Source organism: Proteiniphilum sp. UBA5463, assembly GCF_002427225.1.
GTDB classification, from domain to species: Bacteria; Bacteroidota; Bacteroidia; order Bacteroidales; family Dysgonomonadaceae; genus Proteiniphilum; species Proteiniphilum propionicum.
Genome location: NZ_DIQL01000056.1, coordinates 139874 through 156380 on the forward strand (window position 1 = coordinate 139874; position 16507 = coordinate 156380).

Below are 16507 nucleotides of genomic sequence, written 5' to 3' on the forward strand. Positions count from 1 at the left end.
AGTTTTAAAAAACCTATTGTTTACTTCACTTGCTCCCTTTATTGACATTAGGCGAGTTTGTAAATCCGGAAACGGATAACGAGAACAGAAGAAGCGTAAAAGAAAAGAGCCGGGTAACAGTAAAATTATTTATTCAAAATATTTTCATACACTTTTATATAGCTCTGAGCCATGACCTCCTTGGTGAAATGCTTTTCCACAACCTCTCTACAAGATTGCCGGCTGATTTTATCCACCTTCCTGATCTTCTCAATGGCATCTTCTGAGTTCTCTGCAAGATAGCCGTTTTTCCCATCGGTTATCAGCTCAGGCATGCTCCCTTTGTTGAATGCTACTACAGGTGTTCCGCATGCCATAGCCTCCACAATGGATAGGCCAAATGGTTCATTAAAATTGATAGGATGCAAGAGCAGTCGCGCATTTCCCAGTAACCCGTCACGCCTGTCAGCGCCCACGCTGCCTATATATTCAATTTTGCCCTCTTTTAGAAAAGGCTTAACATAAGTGTCGAAATACAACTGATCCTGAATAATACCGGCGATAATCAGCCGCATATCAAGTGCCAGGGCAATCTCTACCGCCTCTTTAGTTCCCTTGTCGTGATGGACCCTCCCGTAATATAGCAGATAGTCGCCTGTCGGATTAGGATTGAAGGTAAAATTACCCGTATCAATGCCATGATAAACGGTGGCAATATAGTCCAGCAGGGGCGAACGGTCGGCATTGCTTATGGAAACATAGTGTGTTTTGCGGTTGTATTTTTTGTACACCGGCATAATGCGAGGCGATGAGAAACCGTGTATAGTGGTAATTAAGGGTGTATCTGTCAATCCCGAATAAGTTAACGGTAAAAAATCGAACTGGTTGTGAATAATATCAAATTCCCCTGCATGTTCAAAGCATTCCGATATGTGAAGACATTCCCACACCTTTGGATCTATGCTCTTATCCTCCTCGTACCCCCTTTGACATACTGATCTAAGCTTTGCTTCTGTTATTGAATTGGCAGTGGCAAAAAGAGTTACATCTATCCCTTTTTTTACCAACTCTTCTGTAAGCAAAGAAGTAACAAGTTCCCAGGGCCCGTAATGAACAGGGGGCGTTCGCCAGGCTATGGGTGAAAGCATTGCAATTTTCATTCTCGTTCCATCTCCTCAATTAATTCATCTACACTTATCGTAGCAAAGGTTGTTACCATATCGCCGATGGCATATGGCAGTATCAATGTACGGTTCACAACCATAGCTCCACAGGTGTAAATAACATTTGGAACATAGCCTGTGCTCTCTTTTTTGGCCGGTGTAAGCAGCGGTTCTTTCAGTCGCCCGATTACCTGCCTGGGATCATCTTTATCGAGAAGCACTGCACCCAATGAATATGTTCTCACCGGTCCCACTCCGTGTGTTATCACCAGCCAGCCTTCTTCAATTTCAATAGGAGAACCGCAGTTCCCTATCTGAATCAGCTCCCAGTCGTAAGTTGGTTTCAGTAAAGGCTCATAGTCATACCAGAAGTGTAGGTTTTCAGATTTCATAATATATAGAGATTCATTGTCCTGACGTCCAAGCATCATATAGTTTCCATCTATCTTACGGGGGAAAAGGGCCATCCCTTTGTTCTTCACAGCCCGGCCGCTAAGAGTGGATATTCTGAACTCCTTGAAGTCTTTTGTCTCAAGCATCTCCGGCATGATGGACTTTCCGTTATAAGCAGTAAAGGTGGCGTAGTAAACCACGCTGTTGTCTTCACGCACGAACCGCACAAAACGGGCATCCTCCAATCCGTTACTCTGAGAGGGCGATGCCGGATAAATTGCACGTTCGGTGATGTTATCAGTCGAAAAATTTAGTGTGAAATTCGACAGTGCCAACGATTTTATGCTGTTCATGGAGACCTCGAGCTCCTCCTTATTGCTCATTGTGTTTCCCCTTACGGTTATATTAATGGCTTTAGTTAAATCCTCAAAAGAAAACTGTTCTGACAATAAATCAAACAGAGGCATGTTTATACTTGTAAGGATGCCCAGGTCGTATGCTTTTTTTAAAAACAAATCTTTATGGTAATGATGTTCTGTACGATCAGGCTCGTAAATTACCGGAGAATTATCAGCAAGAGTGATGTTATAATCTGAATCAATCACTCCCTCCATGAAGGTGATTGATGAAATATGCCCTTCTCCAATAGCGCGTAAGCTGAGAATAAAACGTATTGCACCCTCTTTATCTTGCACAGGATGTGGCACAATGGAAGGGTTAAACAGCGCAGTAGATTCCAGGGCATACTGCTGAGTGAAAAAAGCACCGATATGCCGCTTCTTCTCATCAGTCATTTTCAGGTTGCTTGGAATACGGTGCTTTATGTGATCGAAATTTTTCAGAAAAATATCCTGTGTTGTATCCAAAGGCACTTCAATCCGTTCATAAATGCCGTCGAGTACACGTTTTTTCTCATCTAAGGGAGTAGAGAATATCCTAAAAAGTATATGTTCCACTTGTGATTCGCTACTTGGGATAAATGGCCTAACAAGCGTACGCCTGGAAGATGGCAAAATTTTTATAGGCAGCCGGTTTATATTTATCATATCTGTAAATTATTTTTGTTACGTAAATAAAATGAAATATCCATAAGTGATATCAGCCACGATAAGGTTGATTCAGCTCCCTGGTTAAGGTTCACTCCTTCGTGATGAAGTCCGTCGCGACACCCGCCGGTAGCAAAATCATACACAGGCATGTTAAGGTCGTTTTCACCGGTAAACCATTCAAATGCTTTAACTGCATATTCGCCATAGCTGCCGTTATTTGTGTACTCTTCTGCTTGAAGGCACGCATTAATCATGCCCTTTGCCTCCAGAGGTTGCTGATCAAACTGTGCTTTCCCTTCCGGGGTGAGCCAGCCATTATTGCCGATAGGTGAGAATGACCCACCTATAAACTGTTTATCAATAAGCCAGTCTAAAATTTTTAAGCCTCTCTTTGCTAAACCGGTATCATTTAAGTACATCCCAGCATAAATCATTGCCTGGGGGATTCTGCTGTTTCCATAAGTAACTCTTTTGTCAAACCAAAGCCATTCGTGATCGATGGTTGTATCGAAGAAAGAGTAAAGCTTTTTAGCTGTTTCTTTCAATTGATTTATCACTGTTGCCTCACCATACATTTTTGCGTGATTCACCAGCCCAAGGATAGCGTAAGCCATTGCCCGGGGATGCGTCATCTGCTTAACCGCCTTAATGCCTCTCTTAAACAAATGGTTGGAATGATGGTTGAAGTTGCTTACATTGGTGTGGGCTGCTGTGAACCCAAGTGCCCAAATGGCTCTTCCTGTGCTGTCCTCAGATCCTTCATCTTCGAGCCATTGTCTTTCGTAGTTCATAAAATTCCGGAATTTTCCGTTTTCGGGATTATATGCATAATCGATAAATGACAAATATATGCTGGCCAGCCTGTTCACCTCATCTGTATCTTGTACCTCGTTTTGCAGCATCACTGTCAACATCAATGCCCTTGCGTTATCATCGGTGCAATAGCCATGGTTTCTATCGGGTACGTTGAATTTTGCATGCTGTAAAATGCCTGTATCATCTGTAAGAACACGTAATTGCCCCAGATTAATTGGTGGAACAGCATATTTCACTTCACTTTCAGTGGTTTGTTCAATACCCGGTTTAATAATATCTTTTCCCGATATCATTCTTGCCGCCAGGTCATAGTACTGTTTGCCTATTTTAGGCCAGTAACATTCCTTGGCAAGAGCAAAGGCATTCATAGCAATTGTTTTGCTCTTCTTCTCATTATCCAGAAGTTCAATTATTTTTTCACTAAGCTGGTCGGAATCTTTAAAGTTAAACAGTACCCCTCTGTTGTCAGCCAGCATCTCTTTAGCGTACCAGAAGGGTGTGGATATTATTGGTTTGGCAGCACCCATTGTATAGATCAGAGTGCCTGAAGAGATCTGTTTTTCACCCATATACGGTATCACGTAAATATCGCACATCTTAAGATAGTTGAACAGTTCTTTATTGCTTACGAAACGGTTTATAAACAATATGTTCTTCTCCAGATTCAACCTGTTGACAAGGCGAAAAAGCATGTGGCGGTAGTCTTCACCTTCGTTTTTAACCACATGTGGATGTGTTGCCCCCAGAACAATATAAACCACTTCCGGATGTTTTTTTATAACTTCAGGAAGTGCATTGATTACCACCTCAATAGATTTGTTTTTTGATAGCAAGCCAAAAGTCAGTATTATCTTTTTGTTTTCTACACCAAGTTTCTTTTTCAAACCTAAAGTATTCTCACTTCCAATATTGTGAACCCCATGGTGTATATGTATGCATTTCGATTCGGGGATACCATATATTTTTGTGAGCAGTTCTATTCCTTTTTTAGAAATACTTACAAGTTTATGAGAAAGGCGTGCCAGCTCATTTATTACCAGTCGCTGGTTATTTGTTGGATCATCAATTATTGTATGCAGGGTTGTGATCACCGGCATTCGCAACCGTTTAAGCAATTGGATGATATGGCTGCCGTCTTTTCCACCGAAAATTCCAAACTCATGCTGAAGTATTACAGCATCAAAATTATTGGAGTTCAGATATTCAGCTGCATTAATATATAGTGGCATTACATTTTGATCAATTTCAAAAACCACATCATCAGGATAATTATATCGGTTTAATCCATCATTCATAGCCACCACAGCTGTTGATACGGCTTTTTTCTTCATCCCTTCATTTAAATCCTTTGTAAATGTGGCTATTCCACATTTACGGGGAGGATAATTCCCAATTATTGCAATCTTATTCATATTTAAACTAAAAATTACTTTAACTGACTTTCGTATATATCCATGCTATGCATATCTTAATACATTAAATGTTTAAGCTTCAACCGGAACTCATACGATAATTGAATTACTTTATATCTGAGTTACCTCCGAAAAGTTTTTTCACTCCAACCGTGTCAAAACAGATATTGATATTCAATGCGTTATAAATAATTATTTTTTGATATTTTGAATTTTCGAGCATACTCATGCCTCAATCCGTAAAGATTTTCAGCATATTCCGAAAAATAAACATACGAAACCTGTATGAGAATTGCTAAATCTTTCCTGAAATACGCAACAATGTTTATTACTTACTGATTAGTAGTGGTTTACATAATATTTAGCATGCTTTCTCCACCCTGAATATAAGCAAAAATTTTGAAAAAAGCAAATGAAAAAGATCTGTACGCCTAATAAAAATACTCTACTTATCCATCTACTTGTCATCGTAACACATGCGTTTATTACTTTCTCATGCAGCTAAATATGAGACTTATATATCTATTTTAGAGTACCCATCATATGAAACAGGTTACAAAACATTGGAAGTCGTGCATTTAGCTGTAATCTGTTAACAAGTAAATTTTAATAATATATTTACCGTATTGTTAAAGTAATTATTTATTCAAAGTTGCGGTTTATCAGTTGTAATGTTCTCAGATTTTTTTTCTATCTTTGCATTCTAATATCATAATATATCAACTCGAAATAACAATGTACGCACTATGCAGAGAGAAAGACCGGTGCGATTGATCCTTGTAAGCGGTACGGCTTTTCACGGATGGTCGTTTGGAGCCCGAGAGGCAGCATCGGGAGAGGTGATTTTCAATACAGCTGCTACAGGGTACCGGGAAAGCCTGACGGATCCCTCTGGTAAAGGCCAAATATTAACACTCATATATCACATAATCGGAAATAACGAAGTTCCCGCGCACAGCGAAACAGACGTGATTTCCGATTTTTTTGGGCCCGGATATCTACATTTGGCTCCCCTTATCCTAATGTGCTACTCCAGAGAGTATTCGCATTTGAGTAGTGAAATGGGATTTTCAGGCTACCGAATTATTAATGATACTCAGCTTTCTGCCAATAACTGTTTGACGAATGCTTTTGTTAGGTCACTCAGTAAAGCCGGCAACCAGATTATAGCTGTAAAACATTGGAGAGGGTACAATTAATAAGAACTATATTTTAAATATTTTAGTAATACACTAAGCAATATATATAAGTAAATATAAATGGATAAATCAATCAAGAAAGTTATTTTACTGGGTTCCGGTGCCCTGAAGATCGGACAGGCAGGGGAGTTCGATTACTCCGGCTCGCAGGCATTGAAAGCAATGCGTGAAGAGGGAATAGAAACAGTGTTGATCAACCCCAATATCGCAACCATACAAACCTCTGAAGGAGTAGCCGATACAGTTTACTTCCTGCCCATTACGCCCTATTTTGTGGAGAAAGTAATTTGCAAGGAACAGCCAGATGGCATACTACTGGCTTTTGGCGGACAGACAGCGCTGAACTGCGGAACGGAATTGTACCTGAACGGTACGCTTGAAAAATATGGGGTTCGCGTGCTGGGCACTTCGGTCGATGCTATTATGATTACTGAGGATCGTGATCTCTTTGTGAAAAAGTTGAATGAGATTGAAGCAAAGACTCCCCACTCACATGCTGTGGAGAGTATTGACGATGCACTGCTAGCTGCCCGTGAAATTGGTTTTCCCATTATGGTTCGATCGGCTTACGCCTTGGGAGGGCAAGGGTCAGGTATTTGCGAAAACGAAGAGGAGTTTATCGAACTTTGCAAAAGTGCCCTCTCTTTTTCAGATCAGATACTTGTGGAAGAGAGCCTCAAAGGTTGGAAAGAGATTGAGTTTGAGGTTATACGTGACAAGAAAGGCCACTGTTTTACCGTTGTGCCTATGGAGAATTTTGATCCGCTGGGTATCCACACCGGCGAAAGTATTGTGGTGGCCCCCATCATCACCCTTGCCAAAAAACAGGTAGCCTTGCTTGAGGATGTTGCCCGGAGGGTAGTTAAACATATTGGGATTGTGGGTGAGTGCAACATACAGTATGCATTTAATGCCGAAACAAACGACTATCGAATAATAGAGATCAATGCTCGCCTGAGCCGTTCGTCTGCTCTAGCCTCCAAAGCATCGGGGTATCCTCTGGCTTTTGTGGCTACCAAGCTGGCCTTGGGCTATTCACTGGACCAGATAGGTGAAATGGGAACGCCAAATTCTGCTTACGTGGCACCCGAGGTAGATTATATGATTGTGAAGATACCTCGTTGGGACCTTAATAAGTTCTATGGTGTGAGTCACGAGATTGGTTCTTCCATGAAGTCGGTTGGAGAGATAATGTCTATTGGCAAATCGTTTGAAGAAATTATCCAGAAAGGGCTACGAATGATCGGGCAGGGAATGCACGGTTTTGTGGGAAACAGGGAGATGACTTTCGATGATGTGGAAGAGGCACTATACAAACCTACCGATATGCGTATCTTCGCCATCGCTGATGCGTTGGATAAAGGGTATAGTGTAGAAAAAATTGAGGAACTGACAAAGATAGATCGCTGGTTCCTGGAGAAGCTGGAGAATATATACAACTATTCAAAGGTACTCTCTGCATACAATAAGATAGAAGAGCTACCGGAAAATGTACTTAGAGAGGCAAAACGTCTTGGCTTTTCCGATTTCCAGATTGCCCGTTTTGTGGAAGATCCTCAGGGAACCCTCGAAAATGATTTAATCAGGGTGCGCAATCACAGGAAAAAATTGCAGGTTGTACCATCTGTGCAACGAATCAATACCGTTGCTTCGGAGCATCCAGACAAAACAAATTATCTCTACTTCACCTATGGTAGAGGTGATAGTCGCCACACGGTGAAAGAGGATAAGGAGGCTGTTATAGTTCTGGGATCAGGTGCGTATAGAATTGGTTCGTCAGTGGAATTCGACTGGTGTTCGGTCAACGCCGTGCAAACAGCCCGTGATCTGGGTTATGCATCGGTGATGATAAACTACAATCCTGAAACGGTATCAACCGATTATGATATGTGCGACAGGCTCTATTTCGATGAGCTTACGTTTGAACGTGTTATGGATGTTATAGATATTGAGCATCCTAAAGGGGTGATTGTCTCTGTAGGGGGGCAGATTCCTAACAACTTAGCTATGAAGCTGCACAGGCAAAACGTACCTGTCCTGGGTACTTCACCACTCTCCATAGACCGGGCAGAAAATCGCCATAAGTTCTCTGCTATGCTCGATGAGCTGCGTATTGATCAGCCGCGATGGAAAGAGATGAGCAGCTTTGAAGAGATTGATTTATTTATTGATGAGGTGGGTTTCCCGGTGCTTATCCGTCCCTCTTACGTGCTCTCAGGCGCTGCAATGAATGTGTGTTATGACAAGGAGCAGATGCACACCTTCTTGAAGATGGCTTCAAACGTATCGAAAGAATATCCCGTAGTTGTCTCCTGCTTTATGCAAAATGCCAAGGAGATTGAGTTTGATGCTGTGGCCAGAGAGGGTGAGGTGGTTGAATATGCTATCTCTGAACATGTGGAGTTTGCAGGTGTTCACTCAGGCGATGCCACTCTTGTTTTTCCTGCTCAAAAAATCTATTTTGAGACCATGCGACGCGTTAAGAAGATATCGAAGCAGATTGCCAGAGAGCTTAATATCAGTGGCCCTTTTAATATTCAGTATCTCGCCAAAAATAACGATATAAAAGTAATAGAGTGCAATCTGAGAGCATCGCGTTCATTCCCGTTTGTATCTAAGGTCCTTAAACACAATTTTATAGAGACAGCAACCCGCATCATGCTGGATGCTCCCTATACCAAACCCGACAGCTCGGTGTTTGATCTGGAATATATTGGAGTTAAAGCATCGCAGTTCTCATTCTCTCGCCTGCAGAATGCCGATCCGGTGCTTGGTGTGGATATGGCTTCCACCGGTGAAGTAGGCTGTATAGGAGATGATTTTTCAGAGGCAATCCTTAAGTCGATGCTCTCTGTTGGGTACAGAATACCTAAAAAGGGAATTCTTATCTCTTCGGGTGAGATGAAGTCTAAAGTTGATCTGCTTGAGGCATGCAAGCTGCTTGGAGAGCGAGGGTATGATCTCTATGCCAGCCACGGTACGCAGAAGTTTCTGGAAGATAACGGCATTATGGCGACCGATGTCAACTGGCCTGATGAAGATGGTGATAATAACATCAAGAAAATGATTTCAGAAAAACAATTCGACTTGATTATTAATATTCCCAAAAACGTAACTCGCAGGGAGCTGACAAACGGTTACATTATTCGCCGTGCTGCAGTGGATTACAATATTCCTCTCATTACTAACGCCAGGCTTGCTAGCGCTTTTATCACCGCTTTCTGCAAGAAGGATCTTGAAGATATTGAGATAAAGAGCTGGGATGAGTATTGACCACGGCCGTTTGATAAAGTGAAAGAGAGACATTGATACATCTACCAAAAAAGAAGAGGGTAAAGTCACATTATGACACCCTCTTTTTTTATATTCCTATTTTGAATGATCTCACTGATTATTTACTTCTGATATTTAAATCGCTTTATACTTCGTTTGGGTGTCTTCTCAAACTCCTCTTCCTGAATGCGGATGGAGGTTATCCTGCTGTATGATGGCAGTTTGCTATTAACCTCGTTTATCAGTTGCTCTAAGAAGGGTATTATTTTAGGTTCATTAACTCCATGTTCCTGTAATGTATCTTTGTCGGGTACAATAAGAGCAATAAGTTTTTCATTTTCTTCAATCACTAGTGACTCGCTAACATAGGTATAAGCGTTAATTTTTTCTTCAATCTCTTCGGGATAGATATTTTGCCCCGAAGGTCCCAGTATCATGTTTTTATTTCGTCCCCTGATAAAGACGTAATTGTCTTTGTCCAGAGTACCCAGGTCACCAGTCTTTAGCCATCCGTCTTTTGTGAACGACTTCTTTGTTGCCTCTTCATTTTTATAATATCCCAGCATAACATTTGCACCCTTTGTTAGAATCTCTCCAACAACGTTATGTGGATCTTCGGAGTCAATTCTCACCTGCATTCTGTCCACAACTTTTCCACATGAACGCTCTTTGAACTCAGTCCAGAAGGAGTAGGAGATAAGTGGACCGCATTCAGTCATACCATACCCAACGGTGTATGGGAATCTGATTTTCCGGAGAAACTTCTCCACGTCTGAGTTGAGTGCAGCACCACCAATAACAACCTCTACCAGGTTCCCGCCGAAAAATGCCATCATCAATTTTCGTACCTTCGCATGCACTATGTAGTTTAGCAGCGGTATTTTAACTAGTGTCCCGGCAGCTCCATGTTTCAGCTTGGGTAAAACGTTTCTGGTAACAATTTTCTCTATTATGAGTGGAACGGCAAGAATCAGCTTTGGTTTAACTTTCGCGAATGTTTCGAGCAGTATTTTCGGAGAAGGGGTTTTCCCCAGAAAATGGATGTGGCAACCCATTGATATGGAATTGAGAACTTCAAAAGCCAGTCCATACGTATGTGCCATTGGTAACATACATACAATATTGTCGCCCGAAAAAATAAACTCCAGATTGTCGTTGGCAAATTTAGTATTCGACCACAGGCTACGGTAGGGTATCATCACACCTTTAGGGCTACTTGTTGTTCCCGAAGTGTAGTTGATGACAGCCAGTTCCTCCGGTTTATCGGTACGGAAAGAGATATCGTTGACAAAGAAACCCTTCTCATACTTTTTTTCGAAAAATGCAGGTGCATTCTGCACAAACACTTCAAATTCTTTTGAGGCAGTTTTTATGAGTGAGAAATTGTCGAGAGAGAAAACAGTTTCCACTTTGGGGATGGTGGTTTCGTCAACTTCGCCCCAGATATTCTCATCCACGAAAAACATTTTTGAATCGGAATGATTCACTATGAACTGTACGCTCTCTTTATCGAATTCATGAAGTATGCTTACCGAGACAGCGCCATAAGAGAGAGTTGCAAAAAAGACTATAGCCCAGTTGGCGGAGTTTCTACCACACACCGAGATTTTGTCCCCACGTTCTATCCCAGCAGATTTAAAAAAGTCGTGCAGCCGATCTATTTCAAGGGCAAAGTCTTTGTAATAAAAGGTTTTGCCATTAAAATCGGTCATGGCCGGCATATTCCAATGATTTCGAATACTTTGCTCAATTGAGCCTAAAAAAGTGTTTTGGGTCATTATTCTGTTTTTTATTTTTTACATCTCTTTAATAATCTGGCAAATATATACCCAATACTCACGCAATAAACCGATTGACAACTGCACGATGCGAAGTACAAATCAATTCAATAATCAGTAAATTGTAAGTAATTTTCGAAAAAACCGGACAATCATACCTCTTTACAAATTAAAAAACAATTTATCGTGTGTATTGTTTATTTCAATTCGTAATTTCAATTGTTTATAAATAACTTGCTTATCTCTGTAAATACAGTGATAAAGTGATTATTTATTGAAAATAATCTGCCGGGAGCAGTGAATTGCCAGCTACCGTGACTAATATTTCAAGACTTTTAGACCATAAAAGTAGATAAAAAAAAACGAATGAACAAATTTACAACTTTCCCGAAACTGTTTTCAGCTCTAATCAAAACATAAGTGAAAGATGAATAAAGTGATAAAAGAAATCCGAATTTATTATGACGTTTTTTATATAGCATTGTCAGTAAAAACAGTCGAAAAGCATCAATATTGACAATTTGTCTTGCATGATTGTGATAATAAAACAATAAAATTTCATTTTCAAAATTATTTGTCTTACTTTTACGGGTGCATTTTGCTTCATAAAAAAGCAAGATGACAATCTTTTAAGCCGTAAAAAAATGCAATCAATACATTATAGCAAATTACAATTATACTCACTGTTTGTGCTGCGTATTTTAATAGGTTGGTATTTTTTGTATGAGGGACTGGCAAAGGTATTCACTCCAAACTGGTCTGCATATGGCTATATGATGGACTCGCAAGGGGTTTTTGCACCTGTTTTTATGTATATTGCCGGAAATAACATATTACTGTCTGTCGCAAATTTTATAAATATATGGGGATTAACTCTTATTGGCTTACTGTTGATATTGGGCCTTTTTTCAAATATTGGATATTACGGTGCTGTTTTTTTTCTGACTCTGTACTATCTTTCACATCCTCCATTATTAAATGCAGAATATATATTGCCTGCTGGAGGATCTTATTTGTGGATAGAAAAAAATCTTATTATAATATCTGCAGTAGTGGTACTGATGCTTTTTCCAACATCAAAAATAATTGGTTTTGACAGTTTGTTGTTTCGCCGGAAAAAGTGAAAGCAGAGTCAGTTCATTTGCTTTATCGGGTACTTTTGCGATATACTAAATTCTGAAATAGAAATAGCTTTCTAAAATATATCTTAATGTAAAAAACTGATTTTTTGTTATTTCAATTTTGTATGAGACGAGCATGATATTTAATTTAAATCAAGCAGATGATTAAATCGTGTTCAAGCTATACATGTGAAAATCAATATTTTTAATCTAATGGACGAAGATAAAAAGATATATAATAACAATAATGGAGAAGGGGAAAAATCATCAGGCAAAGAAGTATCTCAAGGGCGCCGTGATGTACTCAAGGCGATGGCCTCTGTCCCGGTATTAGGGGCGATGGCATACGGAGTGTACAAAAAAAAACAGATTGAAAACAAAAACAGAAATGCTTCTGAGATTTTTCGATTCAAGAGTGATGTAGCACCCTATGCTTCCATACCATCCGATGCCCCGGTTATTAAAATAGGTATTGTCGGTTTCGGCATCAGAGGTGCTCAGCTGATGCAAGCTCTGGGATTTGCTACTCCCGGCTATGTTGAAGACCTTATTAAGCAGGCAAAAGCAGACTCTGACAATACTCGTTACCGTGATTTTATGGAACAGGAGGACTTGCGTGTTGAAATTACTGCTGTTTGTGATATTTTTGATGTCTATGGTAATGATGCTATAAAGGCAGGAGCAAATATACACAGGGAAGGGGTGAACGGGAAGCATGGCCCGGAACCGAAGCGATACCTTAATTATAAGGAACTGTTGTCTGCACCGGATGTTGATGCTGTAGTAATTGCATCACCCGATCACTGGCATGGTACCATGGCTATGGACGCCATAATGGCGGGCAAACATGTTTATCTTGAAAAGCCAATGACCTGGACCGTACCAGAGACCTACAAGCTCCGCTCGATTGTGAAAAGTAACCCTCAGCTAGTATTTCAGTTAGGACACCAGAACAGGCAGATTGAAGCCTACGAGAGGGCACGGCAGATCATTGAAAAAGGGTTGTTGGGCAAAGTTTCTTTGATAGAGACCGGTACAAACAGGAATGATCCTAATGGCGCATGGGTATACCCCATACATGAACAGGCTACATCTAAAAATATTGACTGGAAACAATTTGAAGGAGATACCGGCCGTATAAAAGAGTACATGGATTACATGACTTCGGCAGGATTACTAAAATATGTAGGGCCAGAGCCCCGCGAAAAGTTCAGTCTTGAAAGATTTTTCCGATGGCGCTGTTGGTGGGATTACAGTACAGGTTTGAGTGGAGATCTTTTAACACATGAGTATGACGCAATGAACCAGATACTTAATCTGGGTATACCTTCGTCTGCAAGCTCTTCGGGAGGTGTCTATTTCTTTAAGGACGGACGAACCGTACCGGATGTATTGCAAACGGTATTCGAATACAAAGACAGGGACCTGACAATGCTCTACTCAGCAACACTGGCCAACCAGTTTAATCGCAGCCGTAAGATCATGGGCCATGATGCTACCATGGAGGTTGGAAACACTCTTACCGTTACCGTAGACCCCAGGTCTGAGCAGTATAGTGATAAAATAGACAAGGGAATCATAAAGCCCGGTGAACCATTTTACTCATATATACCCGGACAGAGTGTTGATGCTGTGTCAACTGCTACCGAAAAATATTTTGCAGAACGCGGGTTGCTCTTCTCATTTATAAGTGGAAAGCGATATAACACTACCTTTCTGCACCTTAAAGAGTGGCTGGACTGCATCAGAAACGGAAAGCAACCTTCCTGCGGTATCGATCAGGGCTTTGAAGAGGCAATTACGGCTCATATGGGAACACGTGCCTATCTCGAAGGCCGAACCATGTACTGGAATAAAGAAAAAGAAGAGATAACAAGAGGATAAAAACTATAATTAATATCAAGTAATAACCAAAAAAAGTACTTATGTCATCAAAAATTACAAGAAGAAAATTTTTAGAAACCGGAGCAATAGCTGCTGCCGGACTAACCGTTGTACCTTCATCGGTACTTGGGAAAAGTGTAGGACAAACTGCACCAAGTGATAAACTGAATATTGCCGGAGTAGGTATTGGCGGAATGGGGAACGCCAACCTTAGCAGGCTTGAAAGCGAGAATATTATCGGACTTTGTGATGTGGACTGGAAGTACAGCCAGCGTGTGTTTGATAAGTACCCGAAAGCTAAGAAGTATTACGATTACAGAAAAATGTACGATGAACTGGGTAAGAGCATCGATGCTGTTGTTGTAGCTACGGCTGACCATACGCACGCAATGATTGCCGCTGATGCTATGACAATGGGTAAACATGTGTATGTTCAGAAACCACTTACTCACAGTGTATATGAATCACGTTTGTTAACAAATCTTGCAGCAAAGTACAAAGTAGCAACAAGCATGGGTAATCAGGGATCTTCAGCTCCCGGAGTACGCCAGGTTATAGACTGGATAAGAGATGGTCAGATAGGTGAAGTGAGAAAAGTTGAAGCTTTTACTGACAGGCCTATATGGCCGCAAGGTTTGATGACACCTAAACAGGCTGATAAGATTCCATCTACACTGAATTGGGACCTTTTTATAGGACCGGCAAAAAAACGTCCGTTCAATAATATCTATCATCCATGGAACTGGCGCGGATGGTGGGATTTCGGTACCGGCGCATTAGGTGATATGGCTTGTCATATTTTACATCCGGTGTTTAAAGGATTAAATCTGGGCTATCCTACCAAGGTGCAGGGCTCTTCTACAATGTTGCTGACAGATTGTGCTCCCAACGCTCAAATGGTTAAATATGTATTCCCTGAACGCGACAACTTGCCTAAAGTTGCCATGCCCGAAGTTGAGGTTACCTGGTACGATGGTGGTTTACAACCAATGCGTCCAGAAGGTGTTCCTGCGGGTAAGAACCTGAACGATCAGGGTGGGGGTGTGATCTTCTACGGATCTAAAGATACGCTTATATGCGGTTGTTATGGTGTTAACCCGTGGCTGGTATCCGGTCGCAAACCCAACTCGCCCAAAACACAGCGCGAGGTTACCTTGTCGCATGAAATGGACTGGGTACGTGCTTGTAAGGAATCTCCTGCAAATCGTGTTGAAACTGCGTCTCCTTTCTCTGAAGCTGGCCCTTTCAATGAGATGGTTGTGATGGGTGTTCTTGCTGTAAGACTGCAAGGATTAAACCAGGAGCTTCACTGGGATGGTGAAAACATGCAATTCACCAATATACCTGCTGATGCTGTTATCAAAACCATTATTGAAGATGGATTTAAGATCACCGACGGACACCCGACATTCAACAAAACTTGGACAGAACCGGTAAATGCTATTGAATATGCAAATGAGATGATCAAGCACTCCTATCAGAATGGATGGAAATTGCCTGATATGCCATAATATTACACTTTTGATGGTTAGAAGGGACAACGACTGATTCTTTCGTCGTTGTTCCCTGTATTTAAAAAATTAAATTTCAGTTTAATTAAAAAGAAAATAGTTATGAAAAATGTTTTAAATGTATTTAGTCTAATTATTATTTCAGGAATGATTTTTATGTCATGTTCCAACACAAGCAAACAATCTAAGACAGCCGATGCAACAGACTGTGTTGAGATGACTGCAGCCGGTGAAGGATGGATTACACTTTTCAACGGTACAGATTTTACAGGATGGCGTGGTTATAACCGTGCCGATATGCCTTCGGCCTGGACCATTGAAGATGGTGCAATCAAGATAAACGGATCGGGAATGGGTGAAGCCGGTGCAAAAGATGGTGGAGACATCATTTATGACCAGAAATTTAAAAACTTCGAGCTTACCTTCGAATGGAAAGTATCTGAAGGTGGAAATAGTGGTGTGTTCTATCTGGCTCAGGAGCTGGAAGGAAAACAAATTTACGAATCGGCACCCGAGTATCAGATTCTTGATAATGCAAAACATCCCGATGCCAAGTTAGGAAAAGACGGAAATCGCCAATCTGCTTCTTTGTATGATCTGGTGCCTGCAGTACCACAGAATTCAAAACCTGCAGGTGAATGGAATACAGGTGGCATTATGGTGTATAAAGGAACCGTTATTCATACTCAGAATGGTGAAAATGTTGTAGAATATCACCTGTGGACAGACTCATGGAAAGAAATGGTTGCCGGGAGCAAATTCAAAAACTGGCCTGACTTCCTGAATGCAGGAGGTGAAAATCAGGAAGGTTATATAGGCTTACAGGATCACGGCGATGATGTATGGTACAGAAATATAAAAATTAAAATATTGGATTAATTTAAACAAAGGGAAAGGATATTCTCATCTGAAACGGGAACATCCTTTTT

General features: G+C 40.9%; 10 protein-coding genes. 6 read left to right on the forward strand and 4 right to left on the reverse strand.

All coding sequences use genetic code 11. The features are described 5' to 3' along the window. Positions 1-125: 125 nt before the first annotated feature. The 3 genes from B3B27_RS10255 to B3B27_RS10265 are packed head-to-tail and all read right to left on the reverse strand — an operon-like array spanning position 126 to position 4812. Positions 126-1139 (reverse strand): glycosyltransferase family 4 protein, encoded by a 1014-nt coding sequence (locus tag B3B27_RS10255; protein WP_286844510.1) that lies wholly within the window; start codon positions 1137-1139, stop codon positions 126-128. Beyond that, entirely contained in the window at positions 1136-2581 is a 1446-nt protein-coding gene (locus B3B27_RS10260) for a glycoside hydrolase family 130 protein (RefSeq protein WP_286845854.1), read from the reverse strand. The genes B3B27_RS10255 and B3B27_RS10260 overlap by 4 nt, the downstream gene beginning before the upstream one ends. Beyond that, the gene (locus B3B27_RS10265; protein WP_286847379.1) at positions 2578-4812 is read right to left on the reverse strand and encodes a glycosyltransferase family 4 protein; all 2235 of its coding nucleotides are present in this window, start codon (positions 4810-4812) and stop codon (positions 2578-2580) included. Before B3B27_RS10265 ends, B3B27_RS10260 begins: the two co-directional genes overlap by 4 nt. 746 nt (positions 4813-5558) lie before the next feature. On the opposite strand from B3B27_RS10265, the gene B3B27_RS10270 reads away from it, so the two are divergent. Continuing rightward, the gene (locus B3B27_RS10270; RefSeq protein WP_238866832.1) at positions 5559-6011 is read left to right on the forward strand and encodes a carbamoyl-phosphate synthase domain-containing protein; all 453 of its coding nucleotides are present in this window, start codon (positions 5559-5561) and stop codon (positions 6009-6011) included. A gap of 60 nt (positions 6012-6071) precedes the next feature. Next, positions 6072-9284 (forward strand): carbamoyl-phosphate synthase (glutamine-hydrolyzing) large subunit, encoded by a 3213-nt coding sequence (gene carB, locus B3B27_RS10275; RefSeq protein ID WP_238866830.1) that lies wholly within the window; start codon positions 6072-6074, stop codon positions 9282-9284. 122 nt (positions 9285-9406) lie between these two features. On the opposite strand, the gene B3B27_RS10280 is transcribed toward carB, so the two are convergent. After that, positions 9407-11062, reverse strand: coding sequence for an AMP-binding protein (locus tag B3B27_RS10280; RefSeq protein ID WP_286847381.1), 1656 nt, complete (start codon positions 11060-11062; stop codon positions 9407-9409). Between the two features lie 644 nt (positions 11063-11706). On the opposite strand from B3B27_RS10280, the gene B3B27_RS10285 reads away from it, so the two are divergent. From B3B27_RS10285 to B3B27_RS10300, 4 genes are all read left to right on the forward strand, one after another. Beyond that, positions 11707-12186 carry a DoxX family membrane protein gene (locus B3B27_RS10285; RefSeq protein WP_238866826.1) on the forward strand — a complete coding sequence of 160 codons (480 nt, stop codon included), beginning with the start codon at positions 11707-11709 and terminating at the stop codon, positions 12184-12186. A 210-nt stretch (positions 12187-12396) separates the two neighbouring features. Continuing rightward, positions 12397-14067 (forward strand): Gfo/Idh/MocA family protein, encoded by a 1671-nt coding sequence (locus B3B27_RS10290; protein WP_407681770.1) that lies wholly within the window; start codon positions 12397-12399, stop codon positions 14065-14067. A 41-nt stretch (positions 14068-14108) separates the two neighbouring features. Beyond that, positions 14109-15578 (forward strand): Gfo/Idh/MocA family protein, encoded by a 1470-nt coding sequence (locus tag B3B27_RS10295; protein WP_238866824.1) that lies wholly within the window; start codon positions 14109-14111, stop codon positions 15576-15578. A gap of 102 nt (positions 15579-15680) precedes the next feature. Further along, complete coding sequence (locus B3B27_RS10300; protein ID WP_286847383.1) at positions 15681-16457, forward strand: 3-keto-disaccharide hydrolase; 777 nt, start codon at positions 15681-15683, stop codon at positions 16455-16457. The last annotated feature ends 50 nt before the right edge of the window (positions 16458-16507 follow it).

Excerpts from the sequence above, each read along its gene's own strand:
- B3B27_RS10255 (WP_286844510.1), bottom strand. The coding sequence starts at position 1,139 with ATGAAAATTGCAATGCTTTCACCCATAGCCTGGCGAACGCCCCCTGTT.
- B3B27_RS10260 (WP_286845854.1), bottom strand. The coding sequence starts at position 2,581 with ATGATAAATATAAACCGGCTGCCTATAAAAATTTTGCCATCTTCCAGG.
- B3B27_RS10265 (WP_286847379.1), bottom strand. The coding sequence starts at position 4,812 with ATGAATAAGATTGCAATAATTGGGAATTATCCTCCCCGTAAATGTGGA.
- B3B27_RS10270 (WP_238866832.1), top strand. The coding sequence starts at position 5,559 with ATGCAGAGAGAAAGACCGGTGCGATTGATCCTTGTAAGCGGTACGGCT.
- carB (WP_238866830.1), top strand. The coding sequence starts at position 6,072 with ATGGATAAATCAATCAAGAAAGTTATTTTACTGGGTTCCGGTGCCCTG.
- B3B27_RS10280 (WP_286847381.1), bottom strand. The coding sequence starts at position 11,062 with ATGACCCAAAACACTTTTTTAGGCTCAATTGAGCAAAGTATTCGAAAT.
- B3B27_RS10285 (WP_238866826.1), top strand. The coding sequence starts at position 11,707 with ATGCAATCAATACATTATAGCAAATTACAATTATACTCACTGTTTGTG.
- B3B27_RS10290 (WP_407681770.1), top strand. The coding sequence starts at position 12,397 with ATGGACGAAGATAAAAAGATATATAATAACAATAATGGAGAAGGGGAA.
- B3B27_RS10295 (WP_238866824.1), top strand. The coding sequence starts at position 14,109 with ATGTCATCAAAAATTACAAGAAGAAAATTTTTAGAAACCGGAGCAATA.
- B3B27_RS10300 (WP_286847383.1), top strand. The coding sequence starts at position 15,681 with ATGAAAAATGTTTTAAATGTATTTAGTCTAATTATTATTTCAGGAATG.